The organism is Streptococcus sp. 4094 (assembly GCF_013277125.1).
Taxonomy (GTDB): Bacteria; Bacillota; Bacilli; order Lactobacillales; family Streptococcaceae; genus Streptococcus.
Genome location: NZ_VMMI01000028.1, coordinates 1 through 17587, shown reverse-complemented (window position 1 = coordinate 17587; position 17587 = coordinate 1). Strand labels below are relative to the sequence as shown.

Sequence of the window (17587 nt, the reverse complement as noted above, 5' to 3'; positions counted from 1 at the left end):
TTCTTTAGACCCCTCTCCCCTAAAACTCTCCCACACTATCTGGTTCATCACTAAATAAAGTCACATGTCCCATCTTGCGGTTGTGCTTCGCTTCTATTTTACCATACATGTGGAGGTGGGCGCTTGGATTTTCTGTGACATATTTTTCAGCAGCTTCGACATGCTGGCCGAGGACATTGAGCATGACGACTGGAGCATGCAGTTTGATAGCTGGCAATGGTGCCCCCAGAACACCCAGAATATGGGCATCAAACTGGGAGAAGTCGCAAGCTTCAATAGAGTAGTGCCCAGAGTTGTGTGGTCGTGGGGCAATCTCGTTGACAATGATATCATCAGCTGTCGCAAACATTTCCACGCAAAGGGTTCCAGACAAGTTGAGTTGCTCAGCGATTCTCACTGCCATAGCTTTGGCTTTCTCGGCTAAACTTTCAGAAATGCGAGCAGGCACAATAGTTTTTGAAAGGATATTGTTTCGGTGGATATTTTCCTGAACTGGGAAAACCGTCACGTCCTTGCCATTTCCTGATACAATGACAGAAATTTCAAGGTCAAAATTGACAAATTCTTCCAAAACACAGTCTGCTGAATCGGCTAGTGCATTGGCTTCTTCCAAGTCTTCTGCCGAGCGAATGACCTTTTGTCCATGGCCATCATAACCACCTGTTGCCGTCTTGAGGACATAGTTTTTCGACAGGTCGATATCTGCCAAGTCTTGGCTAGAAGTCACAACCTTGTAAGGTGCTACAGTGACTTGAGCCTTGTTTGAGAGGAAGTCTTTCTCAAAGATCCGGTTTTGGGAGATGCGAAGCAGGTCGGTCCCTTGAGGGAGTTGCCCATCCTTGATAACAGCATCAAGACCGTCAGCATCTACATTCTCAAATTCATAAGTCAGGACATCGCAACGCTCAGCTAGCTGACGAAGGGCATCCACATCGTTATAAGGCGCCACAATGATTTCCGCCACACGAGAGGCTGGGCAATCCGCAGCAGGATCCAGCGCAATGACCTTGTGCCCCATATAGATAGTTGAGATCGCCATCATCTGACCCAGCTGACCGCCACCGATAATTCCGATTGTTTTAGATGAGCTCATTGGTAGACTCCTCTGCGATTTTTCCTTGTTCTTCTGCAAAATCTGCCAAAGCTGTCGCGATAGCTTGATCCTCTACTGAAAGAAGACGGAGGGCGAAGAGAGCCGCATTTGTCGCACCAGCTTCACCGATAGCCATTGTCGCAACAGGCACCCCACCCGGCATCTGAACGATAGAATAGAGTGAATCCACTCCACTAAGAGCACGAGATTTGACTGGCACACCAATGACTGGAAGGGTTGTTTTAGCAGCGACCATACCTGGCAAATGGGCTGCACCTCCAGCACCTGCGATGATAACCTTGATGCCACGACTACGAGCTTCTTCGGCATGTTGGAACATGAGGTCTGGTGTACGGTGGGCAGAGACAACTTTCTTTTCGTAGGCTACACCGAAGCGGTCTAAGACTTCTGCTGTTTTTTGCATGGTTGCCCAGTCAGATTTTGAGCCCATGATGATGGAAATTACTGGTTTAGTCATAATTTTTTCTCCAACTAATTCAATTTGTTATATAATTTTGAAAGTTGTTTTTGTAAACTTTTCTTAAATAAATCATCAAATTTTATACACTTTTTATTTAATTCTTGTCTGAACTCTTCATATTCATCAGAATCTTCAATTATCAAGTCTTTATTTTTAATATACTCAATTATCAATTCAGTTAACTCATTATATGAATCATCTATTCTAAATTCTTCATCCAGTAAAAATTTTATAGCATCATATTGCTGTCTTGAATATGTAGCAGTTTTGGATAGATTACGTATATCTAATTTAGAAAATTCTTCAAGATAAGATTGATAAAAATCATAAAGTTTCTCATATCTAAGTATTACAATTTTATCTAACCTATTTTTATAGAATGATCTTATTGAAAACATTGCTTGATAAATTGCAATGAAAGCAGTTAAAAAACTAGTGATAATTGCTATATTTTCTGTCGAAAAATTCATGAAAAATCTCTTTTCTGGTTTATTTTATCGCCTTACTTCCGATATCTGTTCGGTAAAAGAGGCCTTCTGTTTTTTGTTGGGAGAGTTCTTGGTAGATGGTTTCTTGGGCTTCTTTGACGGTATCTGCTGTGGTAACGAGCATATAGACTCGTCCGCCGTTGGATAGCAGTGCTCTGCTATTTTCCGCAAACTTAGCACCTGCATAGTAGGTGATGATGTCGCCATCGGTTTTGGCTGGAAGCTTGATACCCTTCTCATAAGCCAGTGGGTAACCGTTTGATGCGACAACCACACCCAGAGTCACACCCTTGTCCGTCCAAGTGATGGCTGGTTCTTTACCTTCCAAAATATTAGTAATATTTTGCGCAAAGTCAGATGTCAAACGAGGCAAGATAATCTGTGTTTCAGGATCTCCAAAGCGAGCATTGAACTCGATGACTTTAGGACCTTCTGCTGTCAGGATAAGCCCTGCGTAGAGGATGCCAAGATACGGACGGCCTTCTTTGATCATCCCTTCAAGAACTGGCTTGACAATAGTCTCAACCGCTGTGTCAACTACACTCTGTGGCAAGTGTGGAACTGGCGCATAGGCACCCATACCACCCGTGTTAGGCCCTTTGTCGCCATCATAGACACGTTTGTGGTCTTGCGCTGTCGGCATGATATAGAACTTGTCGCCATTGACAAAGACAAAGAGTGAAAATTCCTCTCCTTCAAGGAATTCCTCAATAACTACACGTGCACCGGAGTCACCAAATTTATTGTCCAAAAGCATCTCATGAGCGGCTTCGACCGCTTGCTCAACCGTCTTAGCAACGACGACACCCTTCCCAAGCGCCAAGCCATCCGCCTTGACCACGATAGGAGCTCCCTGCTTTTCGATATAGGCCTTGGCTTCCTCAAAGTCCGAGAATGTGCCATAGGCTGCTGTCGAAACGCCATATTTGACCATGATTTCCTTAGCAAAATCCTTGGACCACTCCAGCTCAGCTGCCAATCTTGTCGGACCAAAGGCTTTGAGACCAGCTGCATGGAAATCATCCACGATACCAGCCGCAAGGGCGTCATCTGGCCCGATAAAGGACCAAGCAATATCGTTGGCCTTTGCGAAGTCAATCAATTTAAAATGTTCGGAAATAGAGATATTTACCAATTCCAGACTATCCAGAGTCATCCCATCATTCCCAGGAGCTACAAATACTTTTTCAACGTCTTTTGACTCAAGCAACTTCTTAGCAATCGCATGTTCACGACCACCCGAACCGACAACTAACAGCTTCATCTTGTTACCTCTTTTGCGAATTATTTAATAACATTATACCACAAACGTTCGCTTTAATCTTGTTTCACTCCGCATTTTTACGCAAAAAAGGAAAGAAACTGTTCTCTTCCCTTTAACGTTCTTAATGTCTAAAATGTCTCACGCCTGTGAAGACCATGGTCAAGCCATACTTGTCAGCGGCTTCGATAGACTCTTGGTCACGGACGGATCCACCCGGCTGGATGATGGCCCTGATCCCTGCTTTGGCGATTTCTTCCACATTATCCGCAAATGGGAAGAAGGCATCCGAAGCAAGGACAGCGCCATCCAGACGATCCTTGGCTTGGTCGATGGTAATACGAACGGAGGCCACACGGTTGGTTTGACCTGGGCCAACACCCAGTGTCATATGGTCATTGGTGATGATGATACCATTTGATTTGACGTACTTGATAGCTTTCCAAGCGAACTCAAGAGCAGTCGCTTCTGTCTCAGTTGGCTGGCGTTTGGTCACCACTTGCCAGTCAGCTGGGCTTTCTTTGACCACGTCTTGGTTTTGTACCAGAAGTCCACCGACAACACCTGTGTATTCTGCTTCCACTTCGCTAGCCTCTTGAGCATCAAATGGCAAGGCAAGGATACGCAAGTTTTTCTTTTTATTAGTCAAAATAGCTAGCGCTTCATCCGTATAGCTTGGTGCGATGATGATTTCAAGGAAAACACCATGCATCTTTTCAGCTGTCGCAGCATCCACCTCACGGTTAAGAACAACGATACCACCAAAGATAGACACTGGGTCAGACTCATAAGCGTAGTCCCAAGCAGTCTCAATGTCATCAGCCTGACCAATACCGCATGGATTCATGTGTTTGAGAGCCACAACGGTTGGACGGTCTTTGAAGTCACGGATGATACGGATAGCAGCATCCGCATCACGGATATTGTTGAATGACAATTCTTTACCGTTGAGCTGTTTGGCTGATGCAATTGAGTAGTCTGTCGGCAAAGCTTTTTGGTAGAAGTCCGCATCCTGTTGAGGATTTTCACCGTAACGCATAGCCTGCTTAAGGTCATAGGTCAAAGTGAGTTTTTCAGGTTTGCTTTCTCCGACTTGAGCTGTAAAATACTCTGCAATCAAGGCGTCATAAGCCGCTGTGTGACGGAAAACTTTGGCTGCCAAACGTTGACGGGTTTCGTAAGTGGTTTCGCCGTTGGCTGACAATTCGTCAAGAACTACAGCATAATCCTCTGGATCTACGACAACTGTTACGCTGGCGTGGTTCTTCGCTGCTGAACGAAGCATAGATGGCCCACCAATGTCAATGTTTTCCACTGCATCAGCGTAAGTCACATCTGGTTTGAGGATGGTTTCCTTAAATGGGTAAAGGTTGACCACAACTAGGTCAATAAGCTCAATTTGATTATCCTTAGCTGCTTCCAAGTGACTATCAAGGTCACGACGAGCGAGTAATCCACCGTGAATATTTGGGTGAAGCGTCTTGACACGACCGTCCATCATTTCTGGAAAACCGGTCACATCATCAATCGCAATGGTATCTACCCCAGCATTGTCAAGGGCAACCTTTGTCCCACCTGTCGAGATGATGTCCCAACCAAGTTTTTTTAGTTCTTGGGCAAATTCAACAATGCCCGCTTTGTCTGAGACGCTGATTAAGGCGCGTTTAGTCATTATATTCTCCTTTTTAATCATTAGTTAAACACCAATTAAATGCAGTAACAGTAAAACAAGATAAGCAAAACCAAGGCTAAGCATACCTAAGATATTGACCCATTTTCTAGTCTGTGATTTGAACACTCTTATAAACATTTGGTAAATCAGCAAGCCTACACAAACACCTAGCGTATTTAAAGCCAAATCCGTTATATCTGTTATACCTATTGCTAAAATATACTGTAAGCACTCAAACAATAAACTAATCAAGAAACCTGTCCCGACTATTCTTAAACTAGATAAATTAGTTTTTATCAGAGGGAAACAAACACCTAATGGAATAAAGGAAATCAAATTAAATAACATTTCAGCAAAAACAATTTTTCCATCTACTATTAGTGGTTCTGAAAATGGAATCCAATTGATGTACCTTGGAGCTAAGAAAAATGCTATAAATTCAGGATTAGTTTCAAACTTAAATAAGATTCCCCAAGTTAATAACATCAGATAGACATAAAATACATATCGAGTTGTTTTTTTAGATTCTAACATTACAAATACCTCCGTTTGAAGCCGTCTTCAACAAGATACTGACTCCAATTTAAAATCAAAGATATCATATGAATCAACAAAAAGTCAATCTGTAAATAGAGTCTTCACTACTTCCGGATACAACTTGTACTCTGCCTCATGAATCCTAGCTTCAAAGCTTTCTATGGTATCATCAGCTAGTCGCGGCACACGTACTTGTTTGATGACCTTTCCTGTATCCACTCCAGAATCCACCCAGTGAATGGTCACGCCAGACTGATCCACGTCAGCATTCCAAGCATCCTCAATCCCATGAGCTCCTGGAAATTCTGGCAGGTAGGCTGGATGAATATTGATGATTCGACCTTCATAAGCTGCCAGCAAGGTGGGCCCAACGATTTTCATGTATCCTGCTAGACAAACCAAGTCAATCTGGTGCTCTTCCAAGAGTTCGACAATGGCTGCTTCGTAGTCTGCCTTGCTCTCAAACTCCTTAAGTTCAAAGGCATAGGACAGAACGCCGAGCTTGTCTGCACGCTCAAGCACATAGGCGTCACGATGGTCTGAAAAGACAAACTCTACTGGAAATTGTTCCGCTATCACCTGAAAATTTGAGCCATTACCAGAGGCAAAAACCGCTATTTTTTTCATTTGATGATGACACTTTCGTTTTCTTTCTTGACGATACGACCGATTTCATAGACTGGTTCATCCAACAATTCCTTGATACGACTTACATTTTCAGGGCTAACTGCCAGCATAAGCCCCACACCCATATTGAAGATTTCAAACATTTCTTCATGTTTGATTTTACCATATTTTTCAAGAGCTTTGAAAATAGGAAGCACTGGAACCTTGTCTTCCTCAATCTCAGCTGCTAGGTCATCTGCAAACATACGAGGGACATTCTCGATAAAGCCACCACCTGTGATGTGGGCAATGCCGTTGACCAACTCTTCCTTGATGAGTGGCAAAACAGCCTTGACATAGATACGAGTTGGCTCAAGAAGAACGTCCTTGAGTTGCTTGCCTTCCAATTCTGGAAGAACTTCCTCACCTGTGTAATCCGCAAAGACACGACGGACGAGAGAGTAACCATTGGAATGAATCCCACTTGAAGCAAGTCCGAGAAGAACATCTCCCTCTGCCACCTTTGAACCGTCAATGATTTGAGATTTTTCTGCAACACCGACCGCAAAACCAGCCAAGTCATAGTCATCTTCGCCGTACATGCCAGGCATTTCAGCCGTTTCCCCACCGATGAGGGCAGCACCTGCCTGCACACAACCTTCTGCCACACCAGCAACCACTTGTTCTAGCTTAGCTGGTTCATTCTTGCCAGTTGCGACGTAGTCAAGGAAATAGAGGGGCTCCGCACCTGCAGCAATGATATCGTTGACACACATGGCCACACAGTCCTGACCGATAGTATCGTGCTTGTCGTACTTGATAGCCAGCATGAGTTTGGTTCCGACACCGTCAGTTCCTGAAATCAAGACGGGTTCTTTAACCCCAGTCTTTGAAAGGTCAAACATACCACCAAAACCACCAAGAGCTCCCATAACACCTGCACGCTCCGTACGAGCCACGTGCTTCTTGATCCGTTCAACAACCTCATAACCCGCTTCAACATCCACGCCAGACTGGGCATAAGCATTTTTATTTGTCATTTTTATGTTCCTTTTCTTTGAGAAAGATTGCGACGTATTTTTAGATAAACAATTATTTTATCTAAAAATACTAGTCAGGTCTCTAGCTTTGTTCCCATAGGAGAAAGCGTCTACTGACAAATGCTTTAGCTTTTAGTCAGTAGTGAGACGTGGAGCATAAGCATTTTTATTTGCCATTTTTATATTCCTTTTCTTTAATGGAGGATCTATTGTCTATTTGTAAAAACTCGTCTTTTCTTCCAAACTTCTACGATAGTCTTCTTCATAGTCGTAGAGAGGCGTTGGGTAGTCACCATCAAAGTAAGCGACACATAGACCACCATTTGGCGCATCTGTTTCAATACCAATTGAATCAATCAACCCCTCAACAGAAAGATAAGTCAGACTGTCCGCACCAATGATTTGGCGAGTTTCTTCGACCGTATGATTGGCCGCAATTAGCTCCTGACGGGTCTGGATATCAATCCCGTAGAAACATGGATAAGCTAGCGCTGGACTACCAATAGCAACGTGAACCTCAGTTGCACCCGCTTCTTTCAAGAGCTGAACGATCCGACGAGAGGTTGTTCCACGTACAATAGAGTCATCAATCATAACCACACGCTTGCCTTTTACAACACCAGAAACAGCAGATAGTTTCATCCGCACCCCTTGCTCCCGCAATTCTTGAGTCGGTTGGATAAAGGTACGTTGGGTGTATTGGTTCTTGATAAGTCCCATTTCATTTGGCAGACCAGATTCTTCCGCAAATCCCATAGCCGCGCTAAGGGAAGAATTGGGCACACCGACCACAATATCTGCTTCATGCTTGAATTCACGCGCCAATTGAGCACCCATACGTTTACGTGCCGTATGAACATTGACACCATGAATGTTAGAATCAGGGCGAGCAAAATAGATATACTCCATAGAACAGATTGCTAACTGAGTATCATCTGTATAGCTATCATACTGGATGCCCTTGTCATCAATGATCACAATCTCACCTGGCTTCAAATCACGAATCCATTCAGCACCAATAACCTCAAAAGCACAGGTTTCAGAGGAAACCACCACCGCTCCGTTGGCCATTTTCCCGATAGAAAGTGGACGGAAACCATTGGGGTCAAGAGCCGCAATCAACTTGTCCTCAAACAGCAAGATATAGGCAAAACCACCTTTGACAAGGCTGAGCGCTTCCTTGATTTTGCCCATCAGGCTAGGATTATGACTGCGACGAATGAGGTGAGCCAAGATTTCAGAGTCCGAAGTCGCACTGAAAATCGCTCCTCTATCTTCCAATTCTTTCTTGAGAGAGGCAGCATTGGTCAAGTTTCCATTATGAGCCAAACCAAACTGCATATCGTGAAAACGGAAGAGGAAAGGCTGGATATTATCTACAGAAGCTTCGCCAGCAGTCGCGTAACGCACATGCCCAATCGCACCAGTTCCCGTCAATTTATCCAAATTAGCAGGATTTCTGAAGACTTCTGATAAAAGTCCCATGTCACGATGGCGCTTCAATTGTCCCTGATCGTTGGAGAGGATTCCTGCCCCCTCCTGACCACGGTGCTGAAGACTATGGAGACCAAAATAGGTCAATTTAGCAGCATCTGGATGTCCCCAAATACCGAAAACACCACATTCTTCATTAAGAGATTTTACTTCGTATGTCATTTTATATACCTAATTTTCATTTGTGTATCATCAAGAGCTAGATTTACCTGACTTTTACATTACTGATACTATCTATTAGAAAATCTGCAAGTCTTATTTTCCAGTAAAGTATTTAACCGCTGACGCGAAGAGGTGCTGGTCTTTATTTCCTGGTATGTTTTGGAAAAGACCGTCTTCATAACGTTCTGAGTGTCCCATCTTACCGATGATTTGGCCGTTCTTGCTGGTAATTCCTTCGATGGCATGGACAGAACCATTCGGATTGTACTTAGAGTCCATACTTGGTTTTCCATCAAAGTCAACGTATTGGCTAAAGATTTGACCATTGTCACGGAGCTCCGCAAATTCCTCAGCCGTCACGACAAATTTCCCTTCACCGTGTGAAACAGGAATGGCGTGGATGTCACCCACTTGCACCCCAGTCAACCATGGTGAGTTGGTATTGGCAATCCGAGTTTCCACCATCTTGGCCACGTGTTGATTGGCATCATTGTAGAAGAGGGTTGGACTAGTACTATTAGCATCCTCGAAATTCCCGTATGGAAGAAGACCTGATTTGACCAAAGCCTGGAATCCATTACAGATACCGATAATCAAGCCACCACGGGCGATAAAGCTATCAATAGCTGCACGCACTTTTTCATTAAGCAAGATGTTGACGATAAACTTAGCTGAACCATCTGGCTCGTCCGCAGCTGAGAAACCACCTGCAAAGAAGAGAATGTTAGCCTTACCGATGTTGTCAACCATGGTTTCAACTGACTTGACAATGGCTTCTTCATTGAGTGTCACGAATGGCACCAAGTTAACCTCTGCGCCTTCTTTTTCAAATGCCTTGGCTGAGTCATATTCTGAGTTGGTTCCCGGGAATACTGGGATATAGACCACCGGTTTTTCAACCTTTTCTTTTGCTTTAATCACAACATCTGATACCACAGCTGGTACTTCAGCCAGTTCTTTGGCTTGAGCAAATTCTGTTGGGTAAACTTCTTCCAATTTGCCTTGGAAGGCACTGTCAAGTTTGTGTCCATCTAGCTTCACACCGTTGACAGTCAGTGTAAAGGCTGCTTTCGTTTGTCCAATCTTCTCTAATCCAGCAATTTCTTCAGGCGATGTGAAGACAAATCCGCCCAATTGAGCTGTCAAAGAACTTTCAAGTTCAGGCAAGATTACCTCCGCACCGATATGGTTCCCAAAGGTAGCAAGAGCCAAACTTTCAACTACACCACCGTATTTGACAGCTGATGCAGATGTTACTTTGTGTTCAGCTTGGATGGCTTCAAATTGAGCAAAGTTAGACTGAATCAAGTCGAAATCAATCTCTGCAGAGAGGGATTGACCTGGAATGTAGTAGATGTTTTCACTGGCAGTCTTGAACTCAGGAGAGAGAACCTTACGGCTATCCGCTGTCGTCACCCCAAAGGCAACCAAGGTTGGTGGTACGGTTAATTCTTCAAAGGTACCAGACATAGAGTCCTTACCACCGATAGATGGCAAGCCAAGCTGAATTTGTGCCTCGATAGAGCCTAGGAGAGCTGCTACTGGCTGACCAAAACGCTCAGCTTGTTTATCCATACGCTCGAAATACTCTTGGTAAGAGAAACGAGCCTTAGACCAGTTGGCACCAACAGCCACCAAACGAGCAGTTGCTTCAATAACCGCATAAGCAGCACCGTGGTATGGAGACCATTCTGCAATATAAGGATTAAACCCTTGAGCCATGACAGACGCAGTATGAGTCACACCGTGTTGGACTGGCAATTTCTGTACAGATGCCTCAGTTGGTGTGAGTTGATAGCGACCACCAAGTGGGTGATTAACCGTTGAACGACCGACCGAACAGTCAAAGATGGTCTGCAAGCCTTTTTGACTCGCATGGTTGAGGTCAGATAGAACCGCAAGGGTATCTGCTTCCAGTGTGTCAGCGCTTGTTGTACGCTCTTCTGGGAGTTTGACATCCTTGTCCACAACCTTTGCATCGACAACGACACGTACACCATTGGTATCAAGGAAACGACGCTCCAAGTCCACAATTGTCTCACCATTCCAGTGCATAACCAGATTTGGTTTTTCAGTGACTGTCGCAACCACAACAGCGTCAATATTCTCTTTGTTACATTCTTCAACAAAGGCATCTACGTCTTCAAGACGCACCACAACCGCCATCCGTTCTTGTGATTCAGAGATGGCAATTTCGGTACCATTCAAGCCCTGGTATTTAAGAGGCACCTTGTTAAGATCAATTTCAAGACCGTCTGCTAATTCACCGATAGCCACACAGACACCACCAGCACCAAAGTCATTAGATTTCTTGATAACACGAGTGACATTGCCATTACGAAAAAGGCGTTGAATCTTGCGTTCTTCGATAGCATTCCCTTTTTGAATCTCAGCACCAGCAGTCTCTACAGACTCAACCGTTTGAACTTTAGAAGAACCCGTCGCACCACCGACACCGTCACGCCCAGTCTTACCACCGAGGAGGATAATGACATCGCCCGCTTCCGGTTTTTCACGGACAACATTGCCCTTGGGAGCCGCACCAACAACGGCACCAAGTTCCATACGCTTAGCAACGAAACCTGGGTGGAAATATTCACGAACGTAGGTTGTTGCAAGCCCAATCTGGTTACCGTATGAAGAATAACCATGAGCCGCTGTTTTAGAAATGACTTGTTGTGGCAGTTTCCCAGCGCGAGTTTCTGAAATCGGTGCTGTAATATCACCAGCACCTGAGATCCGCATGGCTTGGTAAACATATGAACGTCCTGACAATGGGTCACGAATGGCTCCACCAATACAGGTAGCAGCCCCACCAAATGGCTCAATTTCCGTTGGGTGGTTGTGAGTTTCATTCTTGAACATTAGGAGCCATGGCTCTTTCACACCATCAACATCCACTTCGATTTCTACTGAGCAAGCATTGATTTCGTCTGACACTTCCATATCATCCAAACGTCCATTAGCACGCTCATAACGACCGAAAATAGTCGCCATATCCATCAAGGTTTGCGGTTTTTCAGAACGCCCCAACTCATCACGCATGGCAATATACTTGTCATAGGTTGACTGCAATTGCTTTTGAAATTTAGAAGCTGAAAAGTCGATGTGTTTCAACTCTGTCTCAAAAGTCGTGTGACGGCAGTGGTCAGACCAGTAAGTGTCCAAAACCTTGAGTTCTGTTTCCGTCGGCACGCGCCCGATTGACTTGAAATAGTCTTGGATAAAGAGTAAATCATCCACTTCCATGGCCATCCCTTGCTCGGCCTTGTAGCGAGCAAAGTCTTCTGCCGTATAGCTTTCAAAGAAAGTCAATTTTGGAATGGTCTTGTCTGACTCTGAAAATTCCTGCTTGGCAATCCCTACCGTGATGTCCTTGAAACGAGAATCAACTGGGTTGAGCAGATAGTTCTTGACCGCTTCCAACTCAGCCGCATCAATATCTTTATTCACCAAGTAAAGTTGGGCTGTATTAACCGTTACATCAGTCGAACTTCCTAGTAAAAGCAAGGCTTCCTGCGAAGATGCTGCACGCTGGTCAAACTGCCCTGGTAGGCTTTCAATGGCAAAGAAAGCATAGTTGGCAAGATCCGCCTGCACAGCTACTTCATCCAAAACATGGTCTGTCACCTGCTCAGAGAATATGTGCTTCTCTGCAGGTGCAAACAAGTCCTCAACCAAGTCAAAGACATCATACACTTGCACGATGCGAATACTTTTCAAGCTTGAAAGTCCCAAGTTATGCTGGAGTTCTCTAACCAAACTCTCTGACTTGACCTGAAAATCAGCCTTTTTTTCAACAAAAATACGTTTATCCATCAATTCTTATTCCTTTATTTCAGCTCTTGCAATGTTTCCAAATGACCTTGAGAGTCTTGCAAATAGATTATTTCAATTCCTTCAACTTTTCCCAAACAATCTCATAAACGTCTGTTAGCTCTCCTAATCCCCTACGGAAAACATCCTTATCCATGTGGTTGCCATCTGCATCCCACAAACGGCAGTTATCTGGTGAAAATTCATCTGCCAAGATAATCTTGCCATCCTTGTCAAAACCGAACTCTAGCTTAAAATCAATCAACTTAAGCCCAATCTCAGCAAACCAGACCTTCAAAAGTTCATTAATACGACGCGTTTCTTCCTTCAAGTAGACGATTTGCTTGTCATCCGCAATCTGTAGGAATTTCACATGCTCGTCATTGATAAATGGATCATCCAAATCATCATTTTTGTAGTAAAATTCGACAATCGGAGTCTCCAAGGCAATTCCCTCATCCACACCAAAACGTTTTGAAAAGGAGCCAGCAGTATAGTTGCGGAGCACGACTTCCAAAGGAATAATCTTAACCTTTTTATTGAGTTGTTCCGTGTCTGAAAGCTTCTCCACAAAGTGAGTCGCCACACCAGCCGCATTTAATTTCTCAAAAATAAAAGATGAAATCTGATTATTCAACACTCCCTTGCCCGCAATCTGCTCCTTCTTAACACCATTGAAAGCAGTCGCCTGGTCCTTGTAAGTTGAAATAATAAGATTTTCATCCTCAGTTGTATAGATATCTTTAGCTTTTCCCGAATAGATCAATTGTTTTGACATTTTAAAGTTCGCCTTTCGTATTACTTGAGCACATTCTACCATAAAAAACCTAAAATTACAAGAATTTAACCGAATAAATAACGTGGTAACCTCAAAAATCATAAAGAAAAAACTGCAAGAAAAAGATTTCTCACAGTTTTAAAATCATTTAACTCTAAAAACACGAACATTACTCTTTGCTCAAAAATTGATCTAAATAATAACGTAGATAACTTTTCCTGCCCGTAATCATCTGCAGACGACCTTCCACCCCGTACCGAAGTTTTGCAGCCTGCTCAGAAGTTAGATTAGTCTCCGCCTCAATTTTAAAGAAATTCCCTTTTTCAGTCTTGGTAGCTGTCGCATCAATACTTGTAATAGTAGAATCTAGGAAAAGTTGATTTTTGGCATCATGAGTCGTAGTATAGCGAACAGAATCACCGACCTTAATCCTTGCTACATCCTTTGAACTAAGATAAGCTGTTAGTTTGGCTTTTCCTTCTCTTTCCAAAGATGGATAGAGTTGGGCTAGTAGGGTACCTTCTGCTACCATGGTAGAATCACTAGACTCAGGATTAAGGTGAAGCACCCCATCCTCACTAGCCGTAATTTTCCCCTTGTCTAGAAGATTTCCCTGAACCTTCCTACCTGACTCTGCCTCCAAGATTTTCTGGTCTAGAAGGGTCAATTCCTGACCAACCTTTGCTAAGTGTTGAGATTTAAGGGACTCTAATTGACTGCTTAAGCCTGACGCATAGGCTTGCTGGGTACCTGAACCTGCATACTGAACACGGTAAGTAGCAAGACTAGATTCTAACTGAGAAAGCTGCGCTTCAACCTGCGTAACAGCCTGGGCCTTAGCTTGCGGATTTTCCTCGCCCTGAGACTTGTAGGACTGGTAGAGAGAGTAGGCTAGATTCTGACTAGCCAAGGAAGCACCTGTTTCAATAGCTGACTTAGCTGTCTGGTAATCGCGAATTTTAGCCTCTGTTTGACTGATGAGGTTCCCGATTTCAGCTTGGGTTTGGCTAGCTGCTGCATTCTGGGACGCGATGGTCTCATTTTGTTGCGATGTACTAGCCCTAAGACTAGCCGCTTGGCTGAGGTAGTCGCGAAAGGTGGCTTGGTAGCCAAACTTATCCTCCTCTGGAAAGTGGTTCTCCCCTTCTTGCAGACTTTTTTGCAAATACTCCAATTGCTTTTTTTGATCCTTAAGCATGTCCAACTGACTGTCATAAGACTTCGCTTGGACACCCTCTGCCTCTTCCTGATATTGAACCAGAAGCTCCCCCTTCTTAACCAGCTTATTTTCTTCCAAATGATTGACAAGAATACGATTGTTGCTAGTTGACTGGATATTTGAAAGGATACGACTAGGCTCGACAGTAGCTCTAGTTGATAAACTCATCTCCTTCTCTGCAAATGTTGCAAAGCCAAGTAAAAACACGAGCAGAAGGGACATGGGGACAATCACCCGACTGGAAAAATTATGGTAACGACGATTATAAAACTCCGCACTTTCTAAAAATTCTGGTTTCATCCTCTCCTCTTTCTAGCTATTTACCAAATGGGCATAAAAGCCACCCTGTGCAAGCAAATCAACATGCTTTCCTTCTTCGACAATCTTGCCCTGATCCAAGACAACAACCTTCTCTGTCCGCTCAGCAATGGTCAAGCGGTGGGCGATGAAAATCAAGGTCTTGTCTAAAGCCATGAGATTATCGACAATTCGCTTCTCTGTCAAAATATCCAAACTGCTGGTCGCCTCATCCAAAATCAAGATCGGCGCATCTGTCAAGAGAGCACGCGCCAGAGCAATTCTCTGACGTTGACCACCTGAAATCCCTGCCCCATCCGAAGTCAATTCTGTCTGGTAATTCAGTGGCATGCGCTCAATGTCCTCCCGAATCTCTGCCAATTCGACCGCCCGTAAGATATCCTCTTGAGTCGTCCCTTCCTTGGCTCCAAGGAGAAGATTCTCCAAAATCGTTCCGTTAAAGACATAGGGCTGTTGAGGCAGATAGTTAATATACTGGCGCAGAGCCTTTTTATCAATCTGATTGAGATTGACACCACCCAGACTAATCTCCCCTTGACTTGGGTCGTAAAAATTAACCATCATCTTGGCCAAGGTCGTCTTACCTGACCCCGAAATCCCCACAAAAGCCACCTTAGAACCCTGCGGAATAGTCAAATTGATATCTGACAAGACGTCTCGACCATAGCCATACTTGTAGGAAACCTGCTTGAAGGTCATCTCTCCCTTCATCAAGCTCAGATCCTCAACTGTTTTCTTCTCCTCAAACTCCGAAGCTACCAGATACACTTCATTTAAACGGTTATTGGCAACCTGCGCTGTTTGAAGCTTGGTTTGCAGGTTGATGATATTCTCCAAAGGATTGGTAAAGTAAACAAGCAAGGTATTATAGGTAATCAACTGCCCCAAACTCATCTTGCCATCCATGACCAAAACAGCCCCCATCCAGAGAATACCGACATTGAGCAAGAGATGGGCAACTTTTTTCAGAGCCTTTTGCTGACTCTCTGCCCGACTATAGGTAAAGGATTTTTTCAGATAATCCACAAATTCCTTGTCAATTTTTTGGTAACGCTGACTTTCACTGGTCAAGGACTTGATAGTCTCAATACCGTTGATGTCCTCAATGATAGAAGAAGACAGAACCGCATTAGCTTCCATGGTGTCCCGATTCATCTTTTCAAACGGCTTCATAAAGGCAAAGATAATCACTGTGTAGATCGGAAGTGCCAATAAAGTCATGAAAAAGAGATTGGTATTTTGTGAAAATAAAACAAGGGAAATAATGACAACCGTTGACACATCTAGGAAAATCGAAAGAATGGTCGAAGCCAGCGCATCAATGATACTGTTAGCATCCGTGAAACGAGACACAATTTCCCCTGTCCTGCGTGTCGCAAAGAAGGACATAGGTAGGTGAAAAACATGCTTGATATAGGACAAAATCACATCAATCGACAAGCGTTGCCCCAAAACAAGTAAGAGATACTCCTGAGCGTAAGACAAGACCTGCTGGAGAATATAAACGATAACCAACCCAATAGAAATAATCCCCAGTGTCGAACGCATCTGATCTGGCACATAGGTATCAATGATAGACTGCAGATAATAAGAACCCACAATATTAATCAAGGTTACCAAGAGTGTTGCCAAAACGATATTGGCAATCAAACCACGCTGTTTCACTAATATAGGGATAAAAGAGAGCAGGCCATTCTTCTGATCCTTATGAGGCTTGTAGTCTGGACTAGGTGCCATAAACAAAGTAACTCCTGTCCATTCTTCCGCAAAACGCTCACGTGGCAGTTTGGTCAATTTCACCCCAGGATCTGGATCGGCAATATGAATGCTATCCTTATCCTGCCCAGTCACCACATAGTAGTGGAGCAATTTTCCTTCCTTAAGCACATGGGCAACAAAAGGAAAAGTCAGATCTGGCAAGTCAAAAAGCGTCATATTCGCCTTGATGGCCCGCGTCTCAAAACCAAGCTCCTCTGCCACCTTGACCAAACCCAAAGCCGTCGTCCCATCCATGGTCGTCTTAGCCAATTCTCGCAAGTGAGCCAAAGAATAATAACTACCATAGTAGCCAAAAACCATGGCTAATGAAGCTACACCGCAGTCCATCTGATCCACCTGCGGACGATAGTGACGTTTCCCAAATTTCATATTCATCTCCTTTTTCTAAACTCATCTGATAATAACTATCTTACCCCAATCCCCAAACAAAAACTGGACTTCCTTCCCAAATGTGCCTATCTACCTCCCAACTGCACTTTTTAGATAAAAAAATAGGCAGAACAAACGTCATGCCTAAAATATATATTTATTTCTTTTTCTTCCTAATTCTTTTGTCAATCATATACAACACGATAATCGAAAACAGCGGTGGTACAATATAACTCTTTTCACTCATTGTCAGCTGAAATCCCAGAGTTGCTAGTATCTTAAAGATGAAAATATTCATCAAAAATACATGTAATACTCAAGGAAAATCAAAAAGCAAACTAGGAAGCTAGCCGCAGGTTGCTCAAAGCACTGCTTTGAGGTTGTGGATAGAACTGACGAAGTCAGCTCAAAACACTGTTTTGAGGTTGCAGATGGAAGCTGACGTGGTTTGAAGAGATTTTCGAAGAGTATAAA

Annotated in this window: 13 protein-coding genes; all 13 read right to left on the bottom strand. The window is 43.8% G+C overall.

The features are described from left to right. Positions 1 to 19: 19 nt before the first annotated feature. Positions 20 to 1093 carry a 5-(carboxyamino)imidazole ribonucleotide synthase gene (gene purK / locus HT721_RS06810; protein WP_173213939.1) on the bottom strand — a complete coding sequence of 358 codons (1074 nt, stop codon included), beginning with the start codon at positions 1091 to 1093 and terminating at the stop codon, positions 20 to 22. Continuing rightward, positions 1080 to 1571 (bottom strand): 5-(carboxyamino)imidazole ribonucleotide mutase, encoded by a 492-nt coding sequence (gene purE, locus HT721_RS06805; RefSeq protein WP_038804287.1) that lies wholly within the window; start codon positions 1569 to 1571, stop codon positions 1080 to 1082. Before purE ends, purK begins: the two co-directional genes overlap by 14 nt. Before the next feature lie 14 nt (positions 1572 to 1585). Further along, complete coding sequence (locus HT721_RS06800) at positions 1586 to 2044, bottom strand: hypothetical protein (protein WP_173213941.1); 459 nt, start codon at positions 2042 to 2044, stop codon at positions 1586 to 1588. Between the two features lie 19 nt (positions 2045 to 2063). Next, complete coding sequence (gene purD, locus HT721_RS06795; RefSeq protein ID WP_173213943.1) at positions 2064 to 3326, bottom strand: phosphoribosylamine--glycine ligase; 1263 nt, start codon at positions 3324 to 3326, stop codon at positions 2064 to 2066. A 121-nt stretch (positions 3327 to 3447) separates the two neighbouring features. After that, on the bottom strand, positions 3448 to 4995 hold the full coding sequence (gene purH, locus HT721_RS06790) for a bifunctional phosphoribosylaminoimidazolecarboxamide formyltransferase/IMP cyclohydrolase (protein WP_173213945.1): 1548 nt from the start codon (positions 4993 to 4995) through the stop codon (positions 3448 to 3450). A 24-nt stretch (positions 4996 to 5019) separates the two neighbouring features. Continuing rightward, positions 5020 to 5529 (bottom strand): VanZ family protein, encoded by a 510-nt coding sequence (locus HT721_RS06785; protein ID WP_050391181.1) that lies wholly within the window; start codon positions 5527 to 5529, stop codon positions 5020 to 5022. An 84-nt stretch (positions 5530 to 5613) separates the two neighbouring features. Continuing rightward, entirely contained in the window at positions 5614 to 6159 is a 546-nt protein-coding gene (purN, locus tag HT721_RS06780) for a phosphoribosylglycinamide formyltransferase (RefSeq protein ID WP_173213948.1), read from the bottom strand. Further along, a complete protein-coding gene (gene purM / locus HT721_RS06775) occupies positions 6156 to 7178 on the bottom strand; it encodes a phosphoribosylformylglycinamidine cyclo-ligase (protein WP_173213950.1) in 1023 nt (340 codons plus the stop codon). Before purM ends, purN begins: the two co-directional genes overlap by 4 nt. 213 nt (positions 7179 to 7391) lie before the next feature. Then, a complete protein-coding gene (gene purF, locus HT721_RS06770; RefSeq protein ID WP_049522364.1) occupies positions 7392 to 8834 on the bottom strand; it encodes an amidophosphoribosyltransferase in 1443 nt (480 codons plus the stop codon). A gap of 93 nt (positions 8835 to 8927) precedes the next feature. Beyond that, the gene (locus tag HT721_RS06765) at positions 8928 to 12653 is read right to left on the bottom strand and encodes a phosphoribosylformylglycinamidine synthase (protein WP_173213952.1); all 3726 of its coding nucleotides are present in this window, start codon (positions 12651 to 12653) and stop codon (positions 8928 to 8930) included. Between the two features lie 67 nt (positions 12654 to 12720). After that, positions 12721 to 13428, bottom strand: coding sequence for a phosphoribosylaminoimidazolesuccinocarboxamide synthase (gene purC, locus HT721_RS06760; RefSeq protein ID WP_173213953.1), 708 nt, complete (start codon positions 13426 to 13428; stop codon positions 12721 to 12723). Between the two features lie 169 nt (positions 13429 to 13597). Beyond that, positions 13598 to 14947 (bottom strand): competence pheromone export protein ComB, encoded by a 1350-nt coding sequence (comB, locus tag HT721_RS06755; protein WP_173213954.1) that lies wholly within the window; start codon positions 14945 to 14947, stop codon positions 13598 to 13600. 12 nt (positions 14948 to 14959) lie between these two features. Continuing rightward, entirely contained in the window at positions 14960 to 17113 is a 2154-nt protein-coding gene (gene comA / locus HT721_RS06750) for a peptide cleavage/export ABC transporter ComA (RefSeq protein WP_173213955.1), read from the bottom strand. Positions 17114 to 17587: the final 474 nt, after the last annotated feature.

Bases quoted from the DNA above. Each gene is read 5' to 3' on its own strand.
- purH (WP_173213945.1), bottom strand. From the start codon at position 4,995: ATGACTAAACGCGCCTTAATCAGCGTCTCAGACAAAGCGGGCATTGTT.
- purM (WP_173213950.1), bottom strand. From the start codon at position 7,178: ATGACAAATAAAAATGCTTATGCCCAGTCTGGCGTGGATGTTGAAGCG.
- HT721_RS06800 (WP_173213941.1), bottom strand. From the start codon at position 2,044: ATGAATTTTTCGACAGAAAATATAGCAATTATCACTAGTTTTTTAACT.
- comA (WP_173213955.1), bottom strand. From the start codon at position 17,113: ATGAAATTTGGGAAACGTCACTATCGTCCGCAGGTGGATCAGATGGAC.
- comB (WP_173213954.1), bottom strand. From the start codon at position 14,947: ATGAAACCAGAATTTTTAGAAAGTGCGGAGTTTTATAATCGTCGTTAC.
- purE (WP_038804287.1), bottom strand. From the start codon at position 1,571: ATGACTAAACCAGTAATTTCCATCATCATGGGCTCAAAATCTGACTGG.
- purC (WP_173213953.1), bottom strand. From the start codon at position 13,428: ATGTCAAAACAATTGATCTATTCGGGAAAAGCTAAAGATATCTATACA.
- purN (WP_173213948.1), bottom strand. From the start codon at position 6,159: ATGAAAAAAATAGCGGTTTTTGCCTCTGGTAATGGCTCAAATTTTCAG.
- purF (WP_049522364.1), bottom strand. From the start codon at position 8,834: ATGACATACGAAGTAAAATCTCTTAATGAAGAATGTGGTGTTTTCGGT.
- purD (WP_173213943.1), bottom strand. From the start codon at position 3,326: ATGAAGCTGTTAGTTGTCGGTTCGGGTGGTCGTGAACATGCGATTGCT.
- HT721_RS06765 (WP_173213952.1), bottom strand. From the start codon at position 12,653: ATGGATAAACGTATTTTTGTTGAAAAAAAGGCTGATTTTCAGGTCAAG.
- purK (WP_173213939.1), bottom strand. From the start codon at position 1,093: ATGAGCTCATCTAAAACAATCGGAATTATCGGTGGCGGTCAGCTGGGT.
- HT721_RS06785 (WP_050391181.1), bottom strand. From the start codon at position 5,529: ATGTTAGAATCTAAAAAAACAACTCGATATGTATTTTATGTCTATCTG.